This window comes from Enterococcus sp. RIT-PI-f (assembly GCF_001297065.1).
Classification (GTDB): Bacteria; Bacillota; Bacilli; order Lactobacillales; family Enterococcaceae; genus Enterococcus_D.
Genome location: NZ_LHOX01000012.1, coordinates 180,793 through 202,788, shown reverse-complemented (window position 1 = coordinate 202,788; position 21,996 = coordinate 180,793). Strand labels below are relative to the sequence as shown.

The 21,996-nt window shown below is 43.1% G+C and carries 21 protein-coding genes; 14 read left to right on the top strand and 7 right to left on the bottom strand.

All coding sequences use genetic code 11. The annotated features are described in order from the left end of the window. The first annotated feature begins 3 nt into the window (after positions 1-3). Positions 4-1,119, top strand: coding sequence for an o-succinylbenzoate synthase (gene menC, locus AEQ18_RS06260; RefSeq protein ID WP_054115513.1), 1,116 nt, complete (start codon positions 4-6; stop codon positions 1,117-1,119). A 72-nt stretch (positions 1,120-1,191) separates the two neighbouring features. Here menC and AEQ18_RS06255 read toward each other — a convergent pair whose 3' ends face one another. Next, complete coding sequence (locus tag AEQ18_RS06255) at positions 1,192-2,130, bottom strand: SDR family NAD(P)-dependent oxidoreductase (protein WP_054115512.1); 939 nt, start codon at positions 2,128-2,130, stop codon at positions 1,192-1,194. A gap of 110 nt (positions 2,131-2,240) precedes the next feature. Between AEQ18_RS06255 and AEQ18_RS06250 the strand changes: the two genes are divergently transcribed. Beyond that, on the top strand, positions 2,241-2,807 hold the full coding sequence (locus tag AEQ18_RS06250) for a TetR/AcrR family transcriptional regulator (RefSeq protein ID WP_054115511.1): 567 nt from the start codon (positions 2,241-2,243) through the stop codon (positions 2,805-2,807). A gap of 126 nt (positions 2,808-2,933) precedes the next feature. Here AEQ18_RS06250 and AEQ18_RS06245 read toward each other — a convergent pair whose 3' ends face one another. Beyond that, complete coding sequence (locus tag AEQ18_RS06245) at positions 2,934-4,466, bottom strand: AMP-binding protein (protein WP_054115510.1); 1,533 nt, start codon at positions 4,464-4,466, stop codon at positions 2,934-2,936. A 138-nt stretch (positions 4,467-4,604) separates the two neighbouring features. Beyond that, positions 4,605-5,231, bottom strand: coding sequence for a DapH/DapD/GlmU-related protein (locus AEQ18_RS06240; protein WP_054115509.1), 627 nt, complete (start codon positions 5,229-5,231; stop codon positions 4,605-4,607). A gap of 91 nt (positions 5,232-5,322) precedes the next feature. Here AEQ18_RS06240 and AEQ18_RS06235 point away from each other — a divergent pair, with 91 nt between their 5' ends. The 4 genes from AEQ18_RS06235 (at position 5,323) to AEQ18_RS06220 (ending at position 10,282) form a co-directional block, all read left to right on the top strand. Beyond that, positions 5,323-6,516 (top strand): phosphoglycerate dehydrogenase, encoded by a 1,194-nt coding sequence (locus tag AEQ18_RS06235; RefSeq protein WP_054115508.1) that lies wholly within the window; start codon positions 5,323-5,325, stop codon positions 6,514-6,516. Between the two features lie 55 nt (positions 6,517-6,571). Then, entirely contained in the window at positions 6,572-7,216 is a 645-nt protein-coding gene (locus AEQ18_RS06230; protein WP_054115507.1) for a GntR family transcriptional regulator, read from the top strand. 128 nt (positions 7,217-7,344) lie between these two features. Further along, a complete protein-coding gene (locus AEQ18_RS06225) occupies positions 7,345-8,559 on the top strand; it encodes a quaternary amine ABC transporter ATP-binding protein (RefSeq protein WP_054115506.1) in 1,215 nt (404 codons plus the stop codon). Then, the gene (locus AEQ18_RS06220; protein WP_054115505.1) at positions 8,552-10,282 is read left to right on the top strand and encodes an ABC transporter permease/substrate binding protein; all 1,731 of its coding nucleotides are present in this window, start codon (positions 8,552-8,554) and stop codon (positions 10,280-10,282) included. Before AEQ18_RS06225 ends, AEQ18_RS06220 begins: the two co-directional genes overlap by 8 nt. Positions 10,283-10,327: 45 nt before the next feature. Here AEQ18_RS06220 and AEQ18_RS06215 read toward each other — a convergent pair whose 3' ends face one another. Genes AEQ18_RS06215 through AEQ18_RS06205 form a run of 3 tightly spaced genes read right to left on the bottom strand, consistent with a single transcriptional unit; the run spans position 10,328 to position 12,233 of the window. Then, a complete protein-coding gene (locus AEQ18_RS06215; protein ID WP_054115504.1) occupies positions 10,328-11,164 on the bottom strand; it encodes a histidinol-phosphatase HisJ family protein in 837 nt (278 codons plus the stop codon). Positions 11,165-11,170: 6 nt separating this feature from the next. Beyond that, positions 11,171-11,827, bottom strand: a complete 657-nt coding sequence (locus AEQ18_RS06210; RefSeq protein ID WP_054115503.1) for a sugar O-acetyltransferase — start codon at positions 11,825-11,827, stop codon at positions 11,171-11,173. Then, the gene (locus tag AEQ18_RS06205; protein WP_054115502.1) at positions 11,820-12,233 is read right to left on the bottom strand and encodes a VOC family protein; all 414 of its coding nucleotides are present in this window, start codon (positions 12,231-12,233) and stop codon (positions 11,820-11,822) included. The genes AEQ18_RS06210 and AEQ18_RS06205 overlap by 8 nt, the downstream gene beginning before the upstream one ends. Positions 12,234-12,382: 149 nt before the next feature. On the opposite strand from AEQ18_RS06205, the gene AEQ18_RS06200 reads away from it, so the two are divergent. Continuing rightward, the gene (locus AEQ18_RS06200; RefSeq protein ID WP_054115501.1) at positions 12,383-13,363 is read left to right on the top strand and encodes an ROK family protein; all 981 of its coding nucleotides are present in this window, start codon (positions 12,383-12,385) and stop codon (positions 13,361-13,363) included. An 89-nt stretch (positions 13,364-13,452) separates the two neighbouring features. Here AEQ18_RS06200 and rnhC read toward each other — a convergent pair whose 3' ends face one another. Beyond that, positions 13,453-14,379, bottom strand: coding sequence for a ribonuclease HIII (rnhC, locus tag AEQ18_RS06195; protein ID WP_054115500.1), 927 nt, complete (start codon positions 14,377-14,379; stop codon positions 13,453-13,455). Between the two features lie 215 nt (positions 14,380-14,594). On the opposite strand from rnhC, the gene zapA reads away from it, so the two are divergent. The 7 genes from zapA to AEQ18_RS06160 all read left to right on the top strand — a co-directional run bounded on the left by zapA (position 14,595) and on the right by AEQ18_RS06160 (position 21,980). Then, entirely contained in the window at positions 14,595-15,035 is a 441-nt protein-coding gene (gene zapA / locus AEQ18_RS06190) for a cell division protein ZapA (RefSeq protein WP_054115499.1), read from the top strand. 23 nt (positions 15,036-15,058) lie between these two features. Continuing rightward, complete coding sequence (locus AEQ18_RS06185; protein WP_054115498.1) at positions 15,059-15,613, top strand: CvpA family protein; 555 nt, start codon at positions 15,059-15,061, stop codon at positions 15,611-15,613. Between the two features lie 73 nt (positions 15,614-15,686). Next, the gene (locus tag AEQ18_RS06180; protein WP_054115497.1) at positions 15,687-18,050 is read left to right on the top strand and encodes an endonuclease MutS2; all 2,364 of its coding nucleotides are present in this window, start codon (positions 15,687-15,689) and stop codon (positions 18,048-18,050) included. A gap of 96 nt (positions 18,051-18,146) precedes the next feature. Beyond that, positions 18,147-18,461: a thioredoxin gene (gene trxA, locus AEQ18_RS06175; RefSeq protein ID WP_054115496.1), complete on the top strand. Its 315-nt coding sequence runs from the start codon at positions 18,147-18,149 to the stop codon at positions 18,459-18,461. Positions 18,462-18,607: 146 nt separating this feature from the next. After that, on the top strand, positions 18,608-20,884 hold the full coding sequence (locus AEQ18_RS06170) for a L,D-transpeptidase family protein (protein ID WP_054115495.1): 2,277 nt from the start codon (positions 18,608-18,610) through the stop codon (positions 20,882-20,884). A 117-nt stretch (positions 20,885-21,001) separates the two neighbouring features. Continuing rightward, a complete protein-coding gene (locus AEQ18_RS06165; protein ID WP_054115494.1) occupies positions 21,002-21,328 on the top strand; it encodes a PadR family transcriptional regulator in 327 nt (108 codons plus the stop codon). Further along, positions 21,315-21,980 (top strand): DUF2812 domain-containing protein, encoded by a 666-nt coding sequence (locus tag AEQ18_RS06160; RefSeq protein ID WP_054115493.1) that lies wholly within the window; start codon positions 21,315-21,317, stop codon positions 21,978-21,980. The genes AEQ18_RS06165 and AEQ18_RS06160 overlap by 14 nt, the downstream gene beginning before the upstream one ends. Positions 21,981-21,996: the final 16 nt, after the last annotated feature.

Here is a 21,996-nt window from a genome sequence, read left to right as displayed (position 1 = left end):
CCTATGCACATCAAAAAAATTGAATCGATTGCTTGCCGTTTGCCGCTGAAACAACCTTTTGTGACAAGCTATGGCCAATTGACCGAAAAAGCTTTCGATATCATTCGCATAACAGCCACAGATGGGACCGTGGGTTTTGGGGAACTGGTCGCTTTTGAACAACCGGATTACATTGAAGAAACGCTTTTTTCAGCTCGGCAAGTGATTCGGAAACAATTGATTCCGTTGGTGACCGCCGCAAACATTATCCATCCTGACCAAGTGTCTACATGCGTATCAGTTGTTCAAGGAAACGCCATGGCGAAGGCCGCCATTGAAACGGCTTTTTGGGATCTGCATGCCAAACAATCTGGTTACAGTATGGCGGAAGTATATCCATCTATCCACAATCAAATTCCAGTAGGGGTCAGTGTTGGTATCCAGCCAACGATTGGCCATTTGTTGGCTCAAGTCGAGGAATATGTCGCACAAGGGTATCAACGAATCAAATTAAAAATCAAGCCTGGCAGTGATCGAGCGCCCTTGCTTGCGATTCGTGAAAGATTTCCTGAATTACTGCTTATGGCAGATGCCAATGGCGCCTATGTGGGACAAGAAGACGTATTGATGGCTTTAGACACCCTCGGATTAGCAATGATCGAGCAACCTTTGCAGGTGCGAAATTTGACAGGCCATGCGGCGCTGCAAAAAAGGATGCGTACACCTCTTTGTTTAGATGAAGATATTCGCTGTGTTGAAGACATTGATACAGTGGCAGCTTTAGGCAGCTGTCAGGCAATCAACCTGAAAATTCCAAGAGTAGGTGGTATCACTGAAGCGCAGAAAATCGTTAAGGCATGTAAAGAACATGGGCTCACCGTATGGTTAGGCGGCATGTTTGAATCAGGTGTTGGCCGAGGGATGAATCTTCAATTTGCTAGCCAAGCGGGTTTTGATTTTCCAGGCGATTTGTCTGCGGCTGATCGTTATTATTTTGATGATATTGTGGAGCAGCCAGCTGTGATCGAAAATGGCTGCTTGGCAGTACCGAGAGGGAAGGGCTTTGGCGTATCTTTAGCCGAGGAAAAGTTGATAAAGTATGGAGAAAGACCCTTCGTTTTATTTGAAAAGACACACTAAAGTCAGATAAGCCATATTCCCAAAGAAGCGCATCGCACAATCCCTTCGATTGTGCGATGCGCGCTTTTCGTTTTAGATGTGAACAAGTTTTCTGGAGTCATCCATTAATTGCTTGGCTCTTTTTTCATCATAAGATAATACAGAAGAGTTTCTTTCGTTCAAATGTCCATCATGAGATTGAAAATACTTGCCAGAAGCATCGACATATGCCGGATCTGCGGCTAATTTAGCAAGTGATTGGCCAGAAAAAATGACATCACCAATCGTGATACCAGCAAGTTTCATAAGCCAATTTGCACCTGTGCTATTGGCGATCCATTGTAACGGACGAGGCATTTCTCTCAGAAATCCAGTACCAAAGGTGGAGCCTGGATCAAATGCAATGGATGACACGGTGCTTCCAGCGGCTCTGAGTTGCCGGTCTAACTCATAAGTATACAACATGATACATAATTTTGATGTCGTGTAACTTTTGCCATTTGAAATAGGTTTGACGTTATTTTTTCCAGCATTCGCCAATGCAAATGTATCATAATCGGCAGCAATACCCATCATTTTACCATCGGTTGTATCTGGATCATGAGTGCCGCTTGAGGTAAACACGATCCGTCCGTTTGGCGCGACGTCGTGTTTCAATCCTTCAACAAATAGAAAATGACCTAAGTAATTTGTTGCAAAAGTCAATTCATATCCATCTACGCTGTAGGCAAGTGGTCCAGACAGCCTTACCCCGGCATTACAGATGATGCCTTGCAACGAATCGATTTCTTTACTGTCGATCATTCTTTCAATTTCTGCAGTACCCGATCGGACAGATTCCAGTGAAGAAGTGTCCATACATACGACAGTTACTTTTACCGCGTATTTTTCCCGTAATTCTTGCGCAACGGGTTCCATTCGTTCCCTACTCCGACCAACTAGAACTAAATTCATATGATACTCTTTTGCCAAAGTCTTAGAACATTCATACCCAATGCCACCGTGGCCGCCTGTAATCACGATCGTTGCCATAATAAATCCTCCTTTTGGAATAAAAGTTGACAGTGTCAACTTAGAGAGTATAAATCTTATTGTTGACACTGTCAACTGTTTGATACATGATGTAGATGGAGGGGATATGATTGGCAAAGGATACAAGACAAAATTTAATTGATCAAACGAGAGAGATGATTGATCAGCAGGGGCTTGATTCTGTAAGCTTAAGAGAGTTAGGCAAACAGTTGGCATTATCAAGAAGTGCTGTCTATAGATATTTTGATAGTAAAGATGCCCTTTTGGGTGCAATTGCTTTAGAAGACATAAAAATGCTGCATGCGCGTTTCACGACGGTCACCGATGAAGTAGATGAACCAAAGCAAGCCTTTCATGGCATGTTATATGAATTGTATCGTTTTGGTATTCATCACCATGATCGCTACGCACTGATTTTTAACAAGAAATGGGAAGGTGATGCGTATCAAACGTTTCATGCCCTTGCTTTTGAATTATATGAACATCTTCAATCGTGCATCGAAAAATATCGTCTGACCCATGCCGGAGTCAAATCATCAAAAGAACTAACTGCGATGGCTTCGGCATTTACGGTCGGCCTTATCGAGATCCATTATGCAGATCACTTAGAATCAAAAAAAGGTCTTGATGATCAAGACGCATTGTTCGCATCATTTATTGATCTATTACTGAATTGATTGTAGGAAGGTAATCTTACTTCCTTCTGATTCCAAAAAAGCGACGTCAAAACATTGTTTTGACGTCGCTTTAGTTGTTAAATAGGCTGTTGCAGGATTCAGGTATGAATCGTTTAGCATCGAGTATTAGGCTTTAAATTCTTTTTCGATCTGTAATCGTTGGACTTTCATCGTCGCGGTTCTTGGGATCTCTTCATACGCTCTGAGCATCGGTTCATTTAATCGGGGTAGATCTGCGACAGCTTGCCACCAAGCAGCCCAGTCCATTTCGCGGTTTGGTGCCAAAGCAATGATTGGTTGTGGTGCATTTTCTTTATCGCGAACGATCACAACTTCTGCTAGAAAATCAAGTTGATCCAGCAATAGGTCTTCGAGGGCTAAATTGCTTTCGATCGATTTGATCAAATCGACTTGACGGTCTTTGAGATACAAGTGACCGGATTCATCGATCATGCCATAATCCCCACTGTCCCACCAGGCATCATAGACGTTATCGGCAAAACGCTGATCTTCTTTGTAGTAGGTCAATGCCCGACCTTTAGAAAGGAAATGAATATGGCCATCCGTATTGTTTGGTAGTTCATTCCCTTGGGCATCGGCAATCCGCGCTCGGGTCAAATCGGTAAGACCAACACCCATATCACGGGCATTGTTTTCTTTCAAACTTTCCAAGGTATGGGCCTTCAGAATCATTGGTCCACATTCACTTTGGCCATAGACTTGTAAAAAGATCGCTTGATGATCAGTTGCAGTGGCTAAAAATGATGCCATTGTTTGATTGTTGATGGCATCAAATGTGGAATGGTAATATCGAATACCAGCAAAGGCTTCAGGATATTCTTCAGCCACAAAGCGCCATTGCACAAAGTTGTTTGGATGAGTTTCCAGCGCAATCGGGGGATACTCTGACAGCATACGGACAATATGCGGGCCATTCGATCCTGCCAAGGGCATCATTGGAAAACCCATCGCCATCAATGAGGAGATCCCAATATTGAAGCGTGAATGCACCGGCGAGATGTGGAATGCGACCAAATCAGAATCTGCTTGCTGCCGATCAATCTTGGTGAAAATCGTTTTTTGCCATTTGGTACGCCAGCCCATCGATTGGGCAGAGTGACAAATCAATTTGGGGATACCAGTCGTACCAGATGTATGGGTCATATAAGAAATCTGATCAATGGGCAATTCAACTTGTTCGACAGGTTCTGCTGGTGCCATCAATAAGTTACGCACCGCGATTTGCTTTTCAGGACTACTGTTTTTGACCAGTGCCACCCGGCCTTCTGTTTCATCATCAAATAGGATATAAGGATCTTCCAATCGATCGACAAAAACTTCGATGGTAGATGCTGGAAAATGGTACGAAATCATCGCTGGTACCGCACCTAAGTATGAGGCAGCAGTAGCCAACAAATAGGTGTCAAATGTCGATGATTTGTATAAGATGATTTTATCTCCTGCTTTGACACCTAGGGCAGACAATTGATAGGCACGCGTTAAAATCGCTTCGTGGCTTGATTGGTAGGTACTTTGATAGCCTAGCTCAGGAAACGCGCCTAAAATTTCATCGTGGATGATGTTGACGTCAGGATACGTTGTTGCCGCATCTCGATAATTGTTATAGAGGTTTAATGGTTGATAGCTTAATAGATCCATGTGTTCTGCTCCTTTGACTTCGTGAATAATTTCATTTAGTGTTTATTTTAGCATAGTTAAGCGCGCTTACAAGGTTTCTTTCTTGTTTTTTTAAAACAAAAACCTAGTCCAAAAATAGACTAGGTTTAAAAAACGAGCTTATTTTTTATTGTATGCAGCAATGAAATCTGCAATAGGTAAGCGAAAATCTAAATAACGTGTCTCAAGTTCTTCCCGAGACCAATTCCACCAAGCAATCGCTTGTAAAGCTTCGATCGTGGCAGGATCAAAACGATATTTGATGATTTTGGCAGGTACACCACCAACGATTGCATAAGGTGGAACATCTTTGGTGACAACAGCATTCGAAGCGATCACTGCACCATTGCCAACTGTAACACCCGCTTGAACAACCGCACCATGTCCAATCCAGACATCATTGCCAATGGTGGTGGTCTTTTCTTTTCGTTTTGCTAGAAAGTCGCTGTCTTTCGGTTTGAAGCCGTATCCTTCTCCGTTATACGCAAACAAGTGCTGACTCGGTCTTTCGTAGGGATGATTGGTGGGGCCGATCCGGACGGCTGCTGCAATACTGACAAAGCGGCCAATATGACTATTTTGAATAAAACAATATTGTCCAGTATATGTATAGGCATCTAACGTAGAATGATCGATATGGTTGGCCTCGCCAATCTCTACATAATCCTCTAATTTACTGTCTTGAACGTGTGAATCTTTGCCGATAATAGGTTGTTCATCTGGAAATTCTGTAATCGATAAGTGCATCACTATCACCCTTTCTTGCGTATTGCTATCATTCTACCTCACTTTTGGGTAATATTTGATTCATAAGCATTTCAAAAAAGGAGGGATCTGGATGAAAACAATCTATTTACTTGATGAAATCACCGAAGCAACCAAAGAAAAAGCCCGAGCAAAAGGCTATCGATTTGCCGATACCCAAACCCCAGAAGCGATTTTTGTCAGAAGCAAACAAGTACCGGATGCCCTGATTACTGCTGAACTGGCTGTGATTGCCCGGTCTGGAAGCGGGACAAATACAATCAATATAGACAAATGCACAGAAAATGGCACTGTGGTATTTAATAGTCCAGGTGTCAACGCCAACGCGGTGAAAGAATTGGTGTTGACGAATTTATTCTTGAGTGTCCGTCCGTTAGACAAAGCCCATGAGGTGATGAGTCAGATCGAAGTAGAGATAGCGAAAGGCAATATTGCAGGCGATGCGGTCTTAGCTACCGCTGAAGAGAGAAGATCCACCCTGATCGGTGAAGAATTGACAGGTAAAACGATTGGGATTTTGGGACTGGGGGAAATCGGCGAGCGTTTAGCAGAAGCCTGTTATCATCTAGGCATGGATGTGATTGGCTATGCCCGAACCCAAAAAGACAGTATGTACTTTGAACAAACAGCAGCACTTTCTGAGTTGCTGAAGGAAGCTGATTTTGTGGTGGTCCTTTTGCCTTTAAATGATCAGACACAAGGCTTGATCAATGAAGAAGCGTTCGCATCTATGAAACCAGAAGCGACTTTACTTAATTTTGGTCGAGGAGAGATTGTTGACGAAACAGCAGTATTAAAGGCTTTAGATTCTGGGAGGATCAAACAGTATATCACCGATTTCCCAACCGCATCTGTTGTGCAGCATCCGAAAGTAGTGACCTATCCACATATTGGCGGCACGACTGTCGATGCATTAACTGCGGGTGATCGTATTGTGTTTGCACGTATGGATCGTTTTTTGCGGTATGGCACCATCAAGGAATCAGTCAATTTTCCAGAAGTGACATTGCCATTTTTGGCACCATATCGGTTAACGATTTTTCATAAAGATGCACCAGGTGCGTTAGCCCCCTTATTAAAACTGTTATCAGATGCAGCGATCGATATCGCGCATCTGGCAAGTGAACGAAAAGCGGGTATGGCCTATACGATCATTGATGTGGCTGAGCAAAAAGTGGAAGAAGTACAACAAGCAGCGGCCATGCTGCAAGAGGTGCCGCAAGTTCATCGCGTCCGTCTTTTACACAATCCGCATCTCGATGTTTAGTTGTCAGATAGGTCAATTCTTGTTATCATGAAAAAAAATGCAAAGGAAGTTTCACATGACCAATCAGGTGCCAAACAAAAGGAAAGTCGCATTGCCCAGATATCAGCAGATCGCTGTCGAAATCGCAGAACGAATCGTTGAGAATCGCTATCAGGTTGGGCAAAAAATCCATGCTCGCTCCACACTAGCTAGTAATTTTAATGTATCACCTGAAACAGCGCGAAAAGCCATCAATGTATTGGTGGATCTTGAAATCATGGATGTTCGTCATGGCAGTGGGGCCTATATTGCCTCAAAAGAAAAAGCCCAAGCCTTTGTTGAACAATACCAGGATGTCCAAACAATCCAAGAAATTCGAGGAGATATTTTAGAAAGTGTTGATCGTCAGCAGCAAGAATTGAATAATTTTTCAGAACTCTTGAATGTATTGGTTCAGCAGACAAAAAAAGCCCATCAAATGAGTCCTTTTGTGCCTTTTGAATTGGCCTTGACAGCAGAAGCCCAGCATCTTGAAAAAAGTGTCAACGAGTTGAACATTTGGCAAGTAACTGGGGCAACGATCATTGCCATCCAAACCGCACAAGAACTTCTATTGTCTCCTGGACCATATGCGAAGTTCAGTGCAGGAAATAAGATTTACTTTGTGGGCAATGAGCTATCGTTGCAACGGATGACAAACTTTTTTTACCCAAATGATTGATCGTGTAACGCGTCTGTTTTTATCTTTGTATAAAGCAGACGAATTTTTTTTTTGACAAAGTGACCACATATTGTTAGTATGGTATGGTCACTTTCGTGAAATTTTTCAGAAAAAGGAGTATTATACATTTGAGTAAAGTTAAAGTGGAACATTTAACCAAGATCTTTGGCAAAAAGAAACAGCAAGCTTTCGCCATGATCCAAGAACAACGCAGCAAAAATGAGATTTTAGAAAAGACCGGTGCTACGGTTGGTGTCTATGATGTCAATTTTGAGGTCAACGAAGGAGAAATCTTTGTGATCATGGGGTTATCTGGCAGTGGGAAGTCGACCTTGATCCGTCTGTTGAATCGCTTGATTGAGCCTTCTGGCGGGGATATCTATATTGATGGTGTCGATATTGCCAAAATGAGCAAAGAAGAATTACGAGAGGTGCGCCGTCATAAGATCAATATGGTTTTCCAAAGTTTCGGTCTGTTTCCTCATCGTACGATTTTAGAAAATACCGAATATGGTTTAGAAGTGCGTGGTGTATCAAAAGAAGAAAGAACGCAAAAAGCAGAGAAAGCTTTAGACAATTCAGGGTTATTGTCTTTTAAAGATCAATACCCCGATCAACTATCCGGTGGGATGCAACAGCGGGTCGGTTTGGCACGGGCATTGGCCAATGATCCAGAGATCTTGTTGATGGACGAGGCCTTTTCAGCGCTAGATCCATTGATTCGCCGTGAGATGCAAGATGAGTTGCTGGAATTGCAAGCCAACGTGCAAAAGACGATCATCTTTATCACGCATGATTTGAATGAAGCATTGCGCATCGGTGATCGCATCGCTTTGATGAAAGATGGCCAAATCATGCAGATCGGTACGGGTGAAGAAATATTGACCAACCCTGCCAATCAATATGTGCGGGACTTTGTAGAAGATGTTGATCGCTCAAAAGTTTTGACTGCACAAAATATCATGGTGCCGGCTTTAACTACCAATATTGAAATCGACGGACCAAGTGTTGCATTGAACCGCATGCGTAAAGAAGAAGTCAGTATGTTGCTGGCTGTCGACAAACGGCGTCACTTAAAAGGAAGTCTAACAGCAGAGTCGGCGCGGGAAGCCCGTAAAAACAACTTGACCTTAAAAGATGTCATCGATAAAAATGTAAAAAAAATCGACAAAGATATGCTGGTCACAGATATTTTCAATTTGATTTATGACTCTCCAACACCATTAGCGGTCGTAGAAAATGACCGATTGATTGGCGTAGTGATCCGAGGCAGTGTGATCGAGGCATTGGCAGAAACGGATAGCGCGTCAAACAATGAGGAAGGAGTGGTCATCAATGGGTAATTTCTTACAACAAACAATTCCAGTAGCAGATTGGGTCGAGTCTTTCACTGAATGGCTAACAGGAACATTCAGCGGTTTATTCTCCGCATTGCAATCTTTTGGTCAATTGATCATGGATACAATCACCAATGTACTATTGTTCGTACCACCATTGGTTTTGATCGTCTTGTTGACGATTGCGGCATTTATGGTTTCAGGTAAAAAATGGGGGTTGACCGCCTTTACTTTTGTTGGATTACTATTTATTTATAATCAAGGATTATGGACCGACTTGATGAATACAGTGACTTTGGTCTTGCTTTCCAGCTTAGTGTCGATCATTATCGGTATTCCGTTAGGCATCTTGATGGCCAAAAGTGAGAAAGCCCAAAGTATAGTTACACCAATTTTGGACTTTATGCAAACCATGCCAGGTTTTGTTTACTTGATTCCAGCGGTTGCTTTCTTTGGTATCGGTATGGTACCAGGGGTATTTGCCTCAGTGATTTTTGCATTGCCGCCAACCGTGCGCATGACTAATTTAGGGATTCGTCAGATTTCAAGAGAATTGGTTGAAGCATCAGATTCATTTGGTGGTACTGGCTGGCAAAAACTGATCAAGCTCGAATTGCCATTAGCCAAAAGTACGATTTTGGCCGGTGTGAACCAAACAACGATGTTGGCCTTGTCGATGGTGGTTATTGCTTCCATGATCGGGGCACCCGGATTAGGTCGCGGTGTGTTATCCGCATTGCAGCGGGCACAAGTCGGAAATGGCTTCGTCAGTGGTGTGTCATTGGTCATCTTAGCGATCATTATGGATCGGTTTACCCAAAACCTAAATAAACCGGCACACAAAAAACAAGCAGCAACAGTGAAAAACCGCAAACAAAAGCGATTATTTGGCGGCATTGCTGCCGTGGCAGTCGTTGCATTGATCGGTGCTTCTGTCGCATTTGGCAATGTGTCAGACAACAAAGGAACAGTCAATTTGGCCTATGTGGAGTGGGATACTGAAGTTGCTTCAACTCATGTCGTTGCGGCAGTTTTGACTGAGATGGGCTATGAAGTCAAGACGACACCTTTGGACAATGCAATCATGTGGGAATCGGTCGCAAAAGGTGAAGTGGATGGTATGGTCGCAGCTTGGCTGCCTTCAACCCATGAAGCACAATATGAACAATACAAAGACCAAGTAGAAAACTTGGGTCCCAATTTAGAAGGGGCTAAGTTAGGGATCGTCGTGCCAAGTTATATGGATGTCGATTCGATTGCCGATTTATCAGATGAAGCAGGCAAAACGATCACTGGAATCGAACCAGGAGCCGGTGTGGTTTCTGCAGCTGAGAATACTGTGGCAACATATGATAACTTGTCTGATTGGGAAGTCGCAACGTCTTCTTCAGGAGCAATGACTGTTGCGTTAGGACAAGCCATCAAAAATCAAGAAGATATCGTGATTACTGGCTGGTCACCCCACTGGATGTTCGCCAAATATGACTTGAAATATCTTGATGATCCTGAAGGAACCATGGGCGATGCTGAGAGCATCAATACGATGGTTCGTCAAGGCTTGTCGGAAGATATGCCAGAAGTCTATGATGTGTTAGACAAGTTCAGTTGGACCCAAGAAGATATGGAAGAAGTGATGTTGGCAATCAACGATGGCGCATCTGCAGAAGATGCAGCCAAAGATTGGGTCGACAATCACGCAGAAGAAGTCGCTGCTTGGACCAATCAATAAGACAAAAAACCAGTCCTTTTTTAGGGCTGGTTTTTGTCTATCTTCTTAAGCAAATGAATGAAGTGTCGGGGTCATTTGATCGAAGGTATACAGACCGGCGAAGCCAAGAGATTGCAGCAACGCTTGTCCTTCTTTGATTTGAAATCCAAGATGGGCAGGTTCGTGGCTATCACTACCAATCGTGATGATTTGACCGCCCAGGTCGCGATACAGCGTCAAAATGTCAAGTGACGGCGTATAACCGTGGATACCATAGCGGTGAGAAGAAGTATTCAATTCGATCCCTTTGCCATCTTGGATCACGACTTTCAAGATTTCTGCAATTTGCTCTTTGGTCGTATCGAAAGCATCTGTTTCTTTATCCAGATATCGGCGAATCAAATCCAAATGGGCAAGGACAGAATAGTCTTTGTACAAAGTGACCAATTCATACATTTCCTCATAATAACGCTGATAGCTTTCTTGTTGCGTGCGTCCTTTTTGAAATTCTCCCGTCCAAAATTCTAAATTGTCGATCTGATGCACAGAGAGCAGAATAAAGTCGAATGGATGGGCATCAAAGAGTGTCTGAAAGGGGGCGATCGTGTGCTGTTGCATCCCAAATTCCATGCCGGTTTTGATGGTGATTTGATCTTGATACCGCTGCTTTAATTCTGTTAATTCTTTGAAATATCGAGGATAATGGACATTTTTTACGACTTTATTTTTACCCACTAAATAATTGTCATCCGGGAGCCAATCTTCTTTAACCCCATAATCGACATGTTCCGTAAAACATATTTCAGATAAGCCCATCTTGATCGCATCCTGTACGACATCCTCCATTAAATACCAAGAATCATCACTATAATCGCTGTGTACGTGGTAATCCATAAATTGCATAGGGCACTACTCCTTTATAATGGAATGCGCAGCACCAAGGGCGCGGCTTTTTTTCTCGCGATACTGCTGTGCAGCTTCTTGCCAATCGTGGTGATCCTTATCGTTGATCTTGCGAATGACGCGGGCGGGGTTTCCGCCAACGATACAATCTTCTGGTACATCTTTAGTCACAACGGATCCAGCCGCAACGATTGATCTTGCACCAATCGTTATGCCGGGAAGAATCGTACTATTGCCACCAATCCATACATGATCTTTGACAATGATAGGCAAGCCAAACTCTAATTCTTGGCTGCGAATAGCGGCATCGATTGGATGTCCTGCAGTATAAAAACTAACCCGAGGTCCCACCATCACATGATCACCAATGATGATGCGGTTCACATCCAAAAATAGACAGTCCATATTCGCATAGAAATGTTCGCCAATTTCCACATGCCGTCCGTAATCGACATACAAAGGGGGCTGGACAAACCCATGTTTGCCAAATTGACCGAACAGCTCTGCTTCTAATGCGACGATCGTTTCTGGTTGATCGAATGGCGTTTGATTGATTTTTTGTTGCAGCATTTTTCCTTTCGTTGATTGATGGTGGGCACTGATATCTGAAGCAAGATAAAGTTCACCGGCTAACATAGATTGATAATCAAAATCTTCAGCCATGAATGTCACCCCCTGAATCGCTGTGGGTGTCCGTCGTCAATTCAATCAAATTGCCTTCAGGATCCTGGATGACTGCTTCGTAATAGCCATCTCCCGTCGTTCGAGGACCATTCAAAAGCGGGAAGCCATCTGCCACGAATTGCGTGGCGAGTTGATCAACTGCTACCTTGTTTCCGACTGCCATGGCAAGATGGGTATAGCCAAAACTTTCGGCAATGCGTGGGCTCAAATGTGCCTTTGTCGTTAATTCTAAGCGACTGCCCGAAGCGAAAGTGAGAAAGTAGGATTGGAAGCCCGTTTTCTGATTGTGGTATTTTTCGCCGCTTGTTGCGTCAAAATAGGTTTCGTAAAAGGTTCTCATTTTTTCTAAATCTTTTGTAAAGATAGCCACGTGTTCGATTCTCATAGTAATTCTCCTCTTCATCATAGACTGTCATCAAACTTTATTAACTTTATTTATTAAGTTACGATCATTATACCTTTATGAACAAAATTAATAAAGGTATAAATTCTAAGAATCATCTGCTATGATACAAATGATAAGGAGGGAGCCAGATGAAAGCATACCAACCCAAAAACATCAAAGCCCACAATCAAGCCTTGCTGCTTTCTCTTTTGAAAGAAGAACATCGAGGGATGACAAAGCGTCAATTGGCAGAAGCGGCGGATTTAAGTGTTGTGACTGTCAATAAATTGTTGCCGGAAATGGTCGACAATCAATGGATCATACCGTTAGATATCCCGCAAAAGACCGGTGGCAGACGCGCGTTAGCCTATCAATTCAATGCCATGAGAGCGCTGGTGCTGGTGATTCAATTTGTTGAAGCGCATCAGAAGATTCGTGTCAGTTTTTTCATCACAGATTTAAACGGCGCAGTGATTTCAACGATTAAAGAGGCTGTTACTGATAGCAAAGCCTTTCAACAATCCTTAAAAAACATCAAACAAACCTACCCATCTATCTATAAGACGGTTGTTGGCATCCCTGGCGTGGAAGTGAAGGGCAAGCTTGAGCTGATGGATGCGGCCGCGTTTAAAGGTGTTGCACTCAGGTCGATCATTGCGGCAGAAATCAGTGACGAGATCATCATTGAAAATGATGTGAATGCGGCTGTGATGACCTATCGGCAAGACGCAGCAATTGTTGCAGCAATTTATTTCCCAGAATTGTTTCCACCGGGGGCAGCACTTGTCATTGGTGACCATTTATTTACCGGAGCCAATCAAATGAGCGGGGAAATCAAATACTTGCCACATTTTGACACAGTGTCCTTTCCTTTGACACTGTCAGATGTGTCAAAACATGTCGCTGCATCGGTGCAAGCCATGATTGCGATGTATGATCCCCACAAGATTGTCGTATTTATCCCAAGGACATGGTCAGAACTGATATCGCCGCGAACCATCACATCTTATCTAGCTGCTGCGTCAGGTGCGTTCATTGTACCTGAGATCACGGTTAAAACTGATTTTAGTCAAGCTTGTTTGACAGGACTGATCCAGATTGGCCGTGATGCACCTCAGACGGTCATGTGATGCATCATGGTCAAATGGGACAGCGTCAGACGGACAAATAAATCTGACAAAAAAACTGTCAGTTGCATGAACTGACAGTCCGTAGATGTTTAGTTACGCGACGCGATTTTTTTTGCCTTCTCGGTATTGGCAAAATGCAGCTTTGCATACTTGCCCAGTAAATCTTCACCGCCGAGTTGCAGTATTTTGGCAGCAACAAGATCTGAAGGGTTGCCGGCACCAGAAGGTACACGAAAACCAAGTTCTTTTGAGGCTTTGTCTAATTCCTCAAGGAATACGGTTCGGCAGAGAATCGATGCCGCAGCGACGGACAGGTGATATTGTTCTCCCTTTGTCGCAAAATATAAAGGTGAGGTAACGGCATTTTTTTCTGATTGTAGATAGGTGCGGTAATTTTTTTCTGAGGTAAATTGATCAATCAAAATCGCTTCCGGTTTTTGTGGAGCGATTTTTTCCAATAATAAGCGGATGGCTTGATTGTGCAAGGCAACTTTCATTCGAACTGTATTATAGGCTGGTTGGATCTGATTGTATTTTTCTGGTGTGACTGTCAGTAATTGAAAAGGAACTAAGGCTTTGATTTTTGGCGCCATTGCGCGAATTTGCGGATCAGTCAACATTTTGGAATCTTTGACGCCGATTTCTTTTAGGCGAGGCAAATGCGTCCTCTCAGCATAGACCGCACAAACGACCAACGGGCCGAAGTAACTGCCATTCCCAACCTCATCGCTGCCGATAGCATTTCTTTCACTAAAACCGGCTGGCAATGGGTCGCCACCAGAAGCGGCCTTTTTTGCCGTCGGGGTTGTCCCTGAACTGGCCCAAAGTGCCGCTTCTTTCTCTGCATTGGCTCCTTGGAACATCACCTTTCCAGATTGATAGGCTGTGATGGTGGTTTGATTTTTCTTAGCAGTGAATAACGTGTAGGGGGCCGTTTTTGCTAAACGGTCAGATTGATAATATAGTTGTATTTTTTTCATTTCGCTTGCGGAAACTTTGATGACAGACGCAGACATGTTTTTCCTCCTCAATCATTGTTTTTGCAGACAAAAACAAAGGATACGTTAAGATTTTACCATATTTTCTGAAGTTTTTTTGGCTTGCAAGTGGATTAGAGGCTAGGGGCATGGAAATTCAGATGAAAATCACGTATAATAGTGAGGAGTTTGCGGCAACGGTGCTTGAAGTGATACAATAATACAGAATGTAAGCAGTGGGAGGAAGTTTTCCTATGACGGAGCAAAAAAAACGCTACAAAGCAGTGATTGCGAATCAAAATTACACAATCATTGGCCGCGAGAGCAAAGAACATATGGACATGGTGACCAAACTGGTCAATGAACAATTGGTAGAGATCATGCAATTGTCCCCACAAACGGACAAAGAGCAAGCGTCGATCTTGCTAGCGATCAATGCTATTTCTGATCAATTAAAAAAACAAGAACAGGTATTGGGGCTACAAAAGAAAGTCGATGAATTGCGCAGTCAAGCCATCAAGGCTACTGAGTTGGAAAACCGGATCAAGCGCATCGAAGCTATCGAGTCGGAAGCACGTCAGGTACTTGATGAAACTGGACGCAGCGATGTGGAAATCCATAATCATGTGGAAGCACAACAAATTTTAAATGAACAAAGAAAACGCAATATTCAAGAAAAAACAGCCCATGGCTAGTGTGGCGTAGAAAGGATACCTAAATGATTGGATTAGTGGTTGCGATGCTGCTTTTAGCTGCCTTTTATAGCGGGGCGCGTCGGGGAACCAGTTTACAATTGGTTTCCGTTTTAGGGTATATCATCTCTTTCATGGTCGCTGTAGCGAAATATCAGGAGATTGCTAAAAAAATTGAATTATATGTTCCTTATATGTCAGTCACAGCAGATTCTACACTCAAATATTATGATTTGGAAATGGCACTAGATTTAGATAAGGCTTATTATGCAGCTGTCGCCTTTGTCATGGTGTTGTTCGCTGGGTGGCTGATTACCAAATTGATAGCGATTTTCGCAGATAGTCTGCGGTATAAACGGCTGCGTTTTTTGTACGGCTACGATTGGGTCTTGGCCGGTGTCTTGAATGTGGTACTCATGTATATCAATTTGTATATCTTCTTCATGATTTTGTCTATGATCCCTTTTGCAACGGTACAAAATCTATTTGATAAAAGCAGTACGATCGATTTTATCGTCAATCATTCACCGATCATTTCAGATTATTTCTATCGAATTTGGATCACAGATGTGATTGGTTAAGATCTCTAGGCAGATGGTTGGAAAGCCAGACTGCCTTTTTTACAGCAAACAATAGCAAAGCAGGTGAAAATAGATGAATAAAAAAATATTAGGCGTATTGGCATTTGATCAGGTCAAACAAAAAATTGCTCAGTATATCGTCACAGCGCAAGGGAAAGAAGCACTTGAAAAACTAGCGCCTTCAAGCGAGGAACAAGTGATCATTGCATGGCTTTCTGAAACACAAGATGCGTTGAAGGTGCAACGGTTGCGGGGTGGGATTCCTGTGCCGAAAATCGAAAACATCCGTCCGCAAATGAAACGAATCGAAATTGGTGCGGATCTAAATGGCATTGAATTGGCACAAGTCGCTAGAGTCCTGTCTACTACACAAGAACTCAAACGCTTTTTCGATGATTTAACGGATAGCGAGATCGAATTTGGCCGTTTGTATCATTGGGAAGAACAGCTGGTTTCATTGCCGACACTCAACCGCCGCTTAAAAGAAGCCATTGATGAAGATGGCCGCGTCACGGATGAGGCTTCGCCGGCATTGAGAGGGATTCGCCAATCGATTCGCCGTGCAGAGCAAACGATTCGTGAAACGTTAGATAATATCGTTCGAGGCGGCAACGCGAAGTATTTAAGCGATACGATCGTCACCATGCGTAACGATCGCTACGTGATTCCTGTCAAACAGGAATATCGCGGTGTCTTTGGCGGGGTCGTCCATGATCAAAGTTCTTCTGGACAAACGTTGTTTATCGAGCCGAAACAAGTGGTCGAGCAAAACAATCGTTTGCGGCAACATCAAATTGCAGAACGAGATGAAATCACACGGATTTTAGCAGAACTGTCTGCAGAGTTGGTACCGTACCAGAAAGAAATTTTGCACAATGCCTATGTGATCGGCCAGTTCGATTTCATGAATGCCAAAGCACGTTTCGGTAAAGAAATGAACGCCATCGTACCGCAAATCAACCGCGAGAACCATGTCGTGTTCAAACAAGCGCGTCATCCTCTGATCGATCAAGAAAAAGTCGTACCGAATGATATTCAAATCGGTCAAGATTATCAAGCGATAGTCATCACGGGACCTAATACCGGTGGGAAGACGATCACGTTGAAGACCTTGGGCCTATTGCAGATCATGGGGCAAGCAGGTTTGCCTATTTTGGCCGAAGAAGAGAGTCAAATGGGGATCTTTACGGAGATTTTCGCGGATATTGGCGATGAGCAATCTATTGAGCAAAGCCTCTCCACATTTTCTTCTCATATGACGACAATCGTGGATGTTCTGGATAAAGTCAATGACCAAAGTTTGGTCCTATTTGATGAATTAGGCGCCGGAACGGATCCCCAAGAGGGTGCCGCTTTGGCGATTGCGATTTTAGATGATTTAGGTGCCAAATCAGCGTATGTCATGGCGACGACCCATTATCCCGAACTGAAAGTGTATGGCTATAACCGTGCCAATACCATCAATGCCTCGATGGAATTTGATGTGGATACGTTAAGTCCAACCTATCGTTTATTGATTGGCGTACCAGGACGAAGCAATGCGTTTGAAATATCTAAGCGATTAGGCTTGTCAACAGGTATCATTGATCAGGCCAAGCAAATCATGGATGGTGAAAGCCAAGATTTGAATGAAATGATCGCTGATCTTGAGAACCGCCGCAAAATGACGGAAACAGAATACCTTGAGATTCGTCATTATGTCAAAGAAGCCCAAGATCTGCATAAAGAGCTGCAAAACGCCTATGGTTACTTCTTTGAAGAACGAGAAAAAGAATTGGCTAAAGCCCGCAAACAGGCCAATCAAATCGTCGAAGAAGCCAAAGAATCATCAGAAAAAATCATTGCTGATATTCGCAAAATGCAATTAGCTGGCGGTCAAACAAAAGTCAAAGAACATGAGTTGATCGACGCAAGAACGAAATTATCCGGGTTACAGCAAGAAGAAAAATTACAGAAAAACAAAGTGTTGCAAAAAGCCAAAGCGGCCAAAACGTTGAAAGTCGGCGATGAAGTGCTGGTGACGTCCTATGGTCAGCGTGGCGTACTGCTGAAAAATGTCGGCAAAAATCAATGGCAAGTACAAATCGGTATTTTAAAAATGACGTTGCCTGAAGCTGATTTGCAACCGGCCGCACCGGTCAAAGAACCTGTGCAGCGTATCGTCAACACTATCCGTTCCGCAGACAACAGCCCTGTCATCAATCAATTGGATCTAAGGGGAAAACGGTATGAAGAGGCTTTAGCAGAAGTCGATCAGTATTTAGATGCCGCTATCTTAGCTGGGTATCCGCAAGTCACGATCGTCCACGGTAAAGGAACAGGTGCCTTGCGTCAAGGCATCACTGAGTATTTAAAAAATCATCGATCTGTCAAAAGTTATGAGTTTGCGCCGAGCAATCAAGGGGGAAATGGGGCAACCATCGTAAAATTTAAGTAATTCTTCATTATTCTTACCTTTTGTAAGCAGACGGTTTTAAAAATTGATTGATCCATGTTATACTTTTTTTAGTCACACAAATGGAGGGGAAGTACAATGGCATTAGAAATTACCGATAAAACTTTTGCAGAAGAAACCGATAAAGGTTTAGTCCTGATTGATTTTTGGGCAACATGGTGTGGTCCTTGCCGCATGCAAGCGCCAATCTTAGAACAATTAGCAAGTGAATATGATGAAGATGAATTAAAAATCGTGAAAATGGATGTGGATGAAAATCCTGAAACACCGGCTTCGTTCGGCATTATGTCGATTCCTACACTGCTGTTGAAAAAAGACGGTCAAGTGGTAGACAAAGCGATCGGCGTTCACACAAAAGATCAATTGAAAGCATTGATCGCTGAACATAGCTAAACCTATTTTTATATGAGAGAGCATCGACTAAGGTCGTCGCTCTCTTTTTTTTATGTTTTTTTACGGTCAGTGGTATACTAAATATGTAGGGTTTATTCATAAATGAGCACAATGAAAAAGTAGCATAACAACGAGGGGGAGTTAGGATGAAAAAAGTGAAACGACGGGTGTTAAATGGGGCTTTTGCTTTTCTATTACTCGCAACACCGGTTTTAGGCACAGGGATTGAGGTTTTTGCTGCAGCAACAAATACTGCTGCCACAACAGAAAGTACCACAAATGATTCCGATCAAAGCACCAGTCAAGAAAATAGCACCAGCAACAATGAAGACAACAATACAACTGGGGACACGTCCACTTCACCAAGCAGCTCGGACTCCGATACACCAGAAACTTCTTCATCAGAGGAAAGCATAGATGATGGGTCGTCGGAAGCAACAGGAAAAGAAGTGAAAACTGAAACGGGACCGTCCAGCTCAACTAGCGAGGAATCGGAGACTGATACTTCACCATCAGAAGACACAGCAGCGAAGATCGCAGTACAAGAAGTACAGGGCTATGCAACCCAATATGTGAAGCTGAAAACCATTGCTATCAGCGATACAGAAAATGTGCCAACAAGCAGTCTCTTCTACCAACTGACAGAGGGAACTTTATCTGAAAATGGCTCAAACCAAGGATTTGCTGGGCAAGTATTGAAGGCTGTTAAGCAATACAAAGATTCCACGACCAACCAAGCGTATCTCCTCTTGCAAAATGACCAAGGTCAAGGAGGCATCGTTGAGTCTGGTGCCGTATCGATTGCTTCTGGTACGCTAAAAACAGAGAACAAGTACGTCACGATCCAAAAAAATAACTATCCACTGTGGCAATCTGTCTTTTTAGACAAACAATTGACCACCACAGCAAATTACAATCAAAAAACCTATTTAGTGAAAGAAAGTTTTTATAAAAACAGCAACAAAGCTACGTATTACGCACTATATGACAACACACAAACTTTCATTGGTTGGGTCAACGGAGCTGGTACCAAAACCGCAGCCAACGCAGGCGGTGTTTGGCAAAAAGAAAACAGCTATGCGACCATCACCAGCAGCAATTATACGTTATGGCAGAATTTCAATTGGACAGCCAAAAAAGGCACGACTGCAGATATCAATGGACAGACGGTCAAAGTGACAGGAAAATACAGTCATTTTAATGGCTCCACGTATTATTCCCTATATGACAAAAACAACAAATGGCTCGGCTATATCAATGCGACAGGTGTCAAATTGTCCAGCAACGCCCAAGGTGCTTATCAAAATTACGGCAAATATGTCACATTGACGAAGAAAAACTATACGATCTGGGGCAATTTTAGCTGGACAAGCAAGAAAAACAATACGACTGCCTTAGCAGGTAAAACCTATCTTGCCAAAGGGAAATATAGTCATGCCAATGGCGCGCTATACTTATCATTGTATGACAAGAGCGGCAAATGGATCGGTTATGTGAATGCAGGTGCAGCCACAGTTGCCACTAATCAAGGCGGCATTTGGCAAAGCGAAAAATTGAGTGTTCAAGTCAAAAACAGCAACTATACACTATGGCAAGACCTTAACTTTTTTAAGCAAAAGGCTAGTAGTGGCAGTTATTTGAATCAAACGATCAAAGTAACGGGTAAATACCAGCATTACAATGGCGCGACCTATTACTCCTTATACGATAAAAATAACAAATGGCTCGGGTATATCAACGCAACAGGTGTGAAATCAGCCCATACGATCTATTCACAAAGTACCATTAGCCGTTACGTGATCGTCAACAATAATAGTGGGAATTTCTTTGATAAAGCAGACCCAAACAGTACCAAACTAGGTGCCAAAAGTACCTACAAAGGTTATATGGCACAAGCGACTAAATTAGCGAAAACCAGTGACGGGAATTATTTGTATCTGGTATCACCAGCCGGCAAGATTGGTTGGATCAAAGAAAGTCAGACCTATAGTGTCAACAGTAATTTTTGGATGTATACCACAGGTGGCAAATATCCATCATTAGATGTGAAAAACTTGAATATCCAAGTGTCTATCAGCAAGCAAAGAGTCTACATCAAATCTGGCGATAAAGTGATTTATACCATGCTTTGTTCCACTGGAGCAGTGGGCACACCAACCCCATTAGGCAGCTTCCGCATACAAGCAGAAAAAGGATTGGCCTTCTCAGGGGCAGCGTATTATCGCTCGTTTAAAGACCACGGGATCTATTTGTTCCACACGATCCCAACCAGCATCGCCTGGTCAACCAATACTTTCAGTGCTGTGGAGGGACGTAAATTAGGCACACGGGCCTCTCATGGCTGTATCCGTTTGGCGGTTCCTGATGCCAAATGGTTCTATTACAACATGCCTTACAATACACCAGTCAAAATCGTGAATTAAAGATAGCCGCTGCTTTTCTTCTGGAAGCAGCGGATTTTTTTTGAAAGGGTTTGACATCGTGGGGCAGATTCGCTACTATATCATTAAGTGATATAGTTTGCGGGATGGAGGAAACAAATGGAGGAAGGGTTGACCGACGCAACCTATTTGATTTTATTGGCATTGCTCAAGCCGCAGCACGGCTATGCGATCATGAAGCAAGTACATGAAATCAGTCAAGGTTCCTTTGAGATTGGTCCAGCGACCATGTATACGATTTTGAAAAAATTGACCAAAAGAGAATGGATCATCTTAGATGAAACCGCAGAGCGCAAAAAGATTTATCGCATGACCGATCTCGGACGCTCAGTTTTAGAAAAGGACATTCAACGACGGAAACTTTTTTATGAGATCGGGGCTGGTTTTGTTCAGCAAATAGGAGGGAGTGAACATGAAAAAGCGTAGGAAATATTTGTATTCTCTGGGGGTTGCCTATTACCCAGAAAAAGAAATGCTCCGCTTGCAAAAGCAAGCCATGTTAGGCTGGCAGTTTGTGGGCATGAACCGATGGGGATTTTTGACATTTGAGAAACAACCGCCGATGGCAAAGAAATTTGCAGTCGATTTTTTTGAAGGTGAACTATCAGAAGAATCTGACTATATTGCGTTATACGAAGCAAGCGGTTGGCACTATATCAGTCATTATCAAAAACGCTATTATTATTTTGAAGGGAATTTAGATGCGCCACCGATCTTTAGTGACCAAGACAGTTACCAAGAACGGATCAATGCAGAGCAACGATACCTGATGAAGCGCGCTTTTCTTGTTACAGCAATTGGCGCACTATTGCTGGCGGTGTTATACAGTATCAAAACGATCTGGGCTTGGCAAGACAATGCTGTTTGGTCTTTCGTTTTTGGTATGTGTACCGGCTTGTTGTTTGTACCCGTTGCGGTCGCAATCGTGTCTTATCTGATGGGAAAATTATACAAAGATCGTGCCACCTATTACAAAGAACCTGAGAAAATCGCCAACCGCCAAAAGGTGGTGCGAGATCTCTTGCTCATGGCGTTGGCAGGCGCTATTGTAGGTGGCATTATCGGCTATATATTTTGATAAAAGCAAAAAGAGG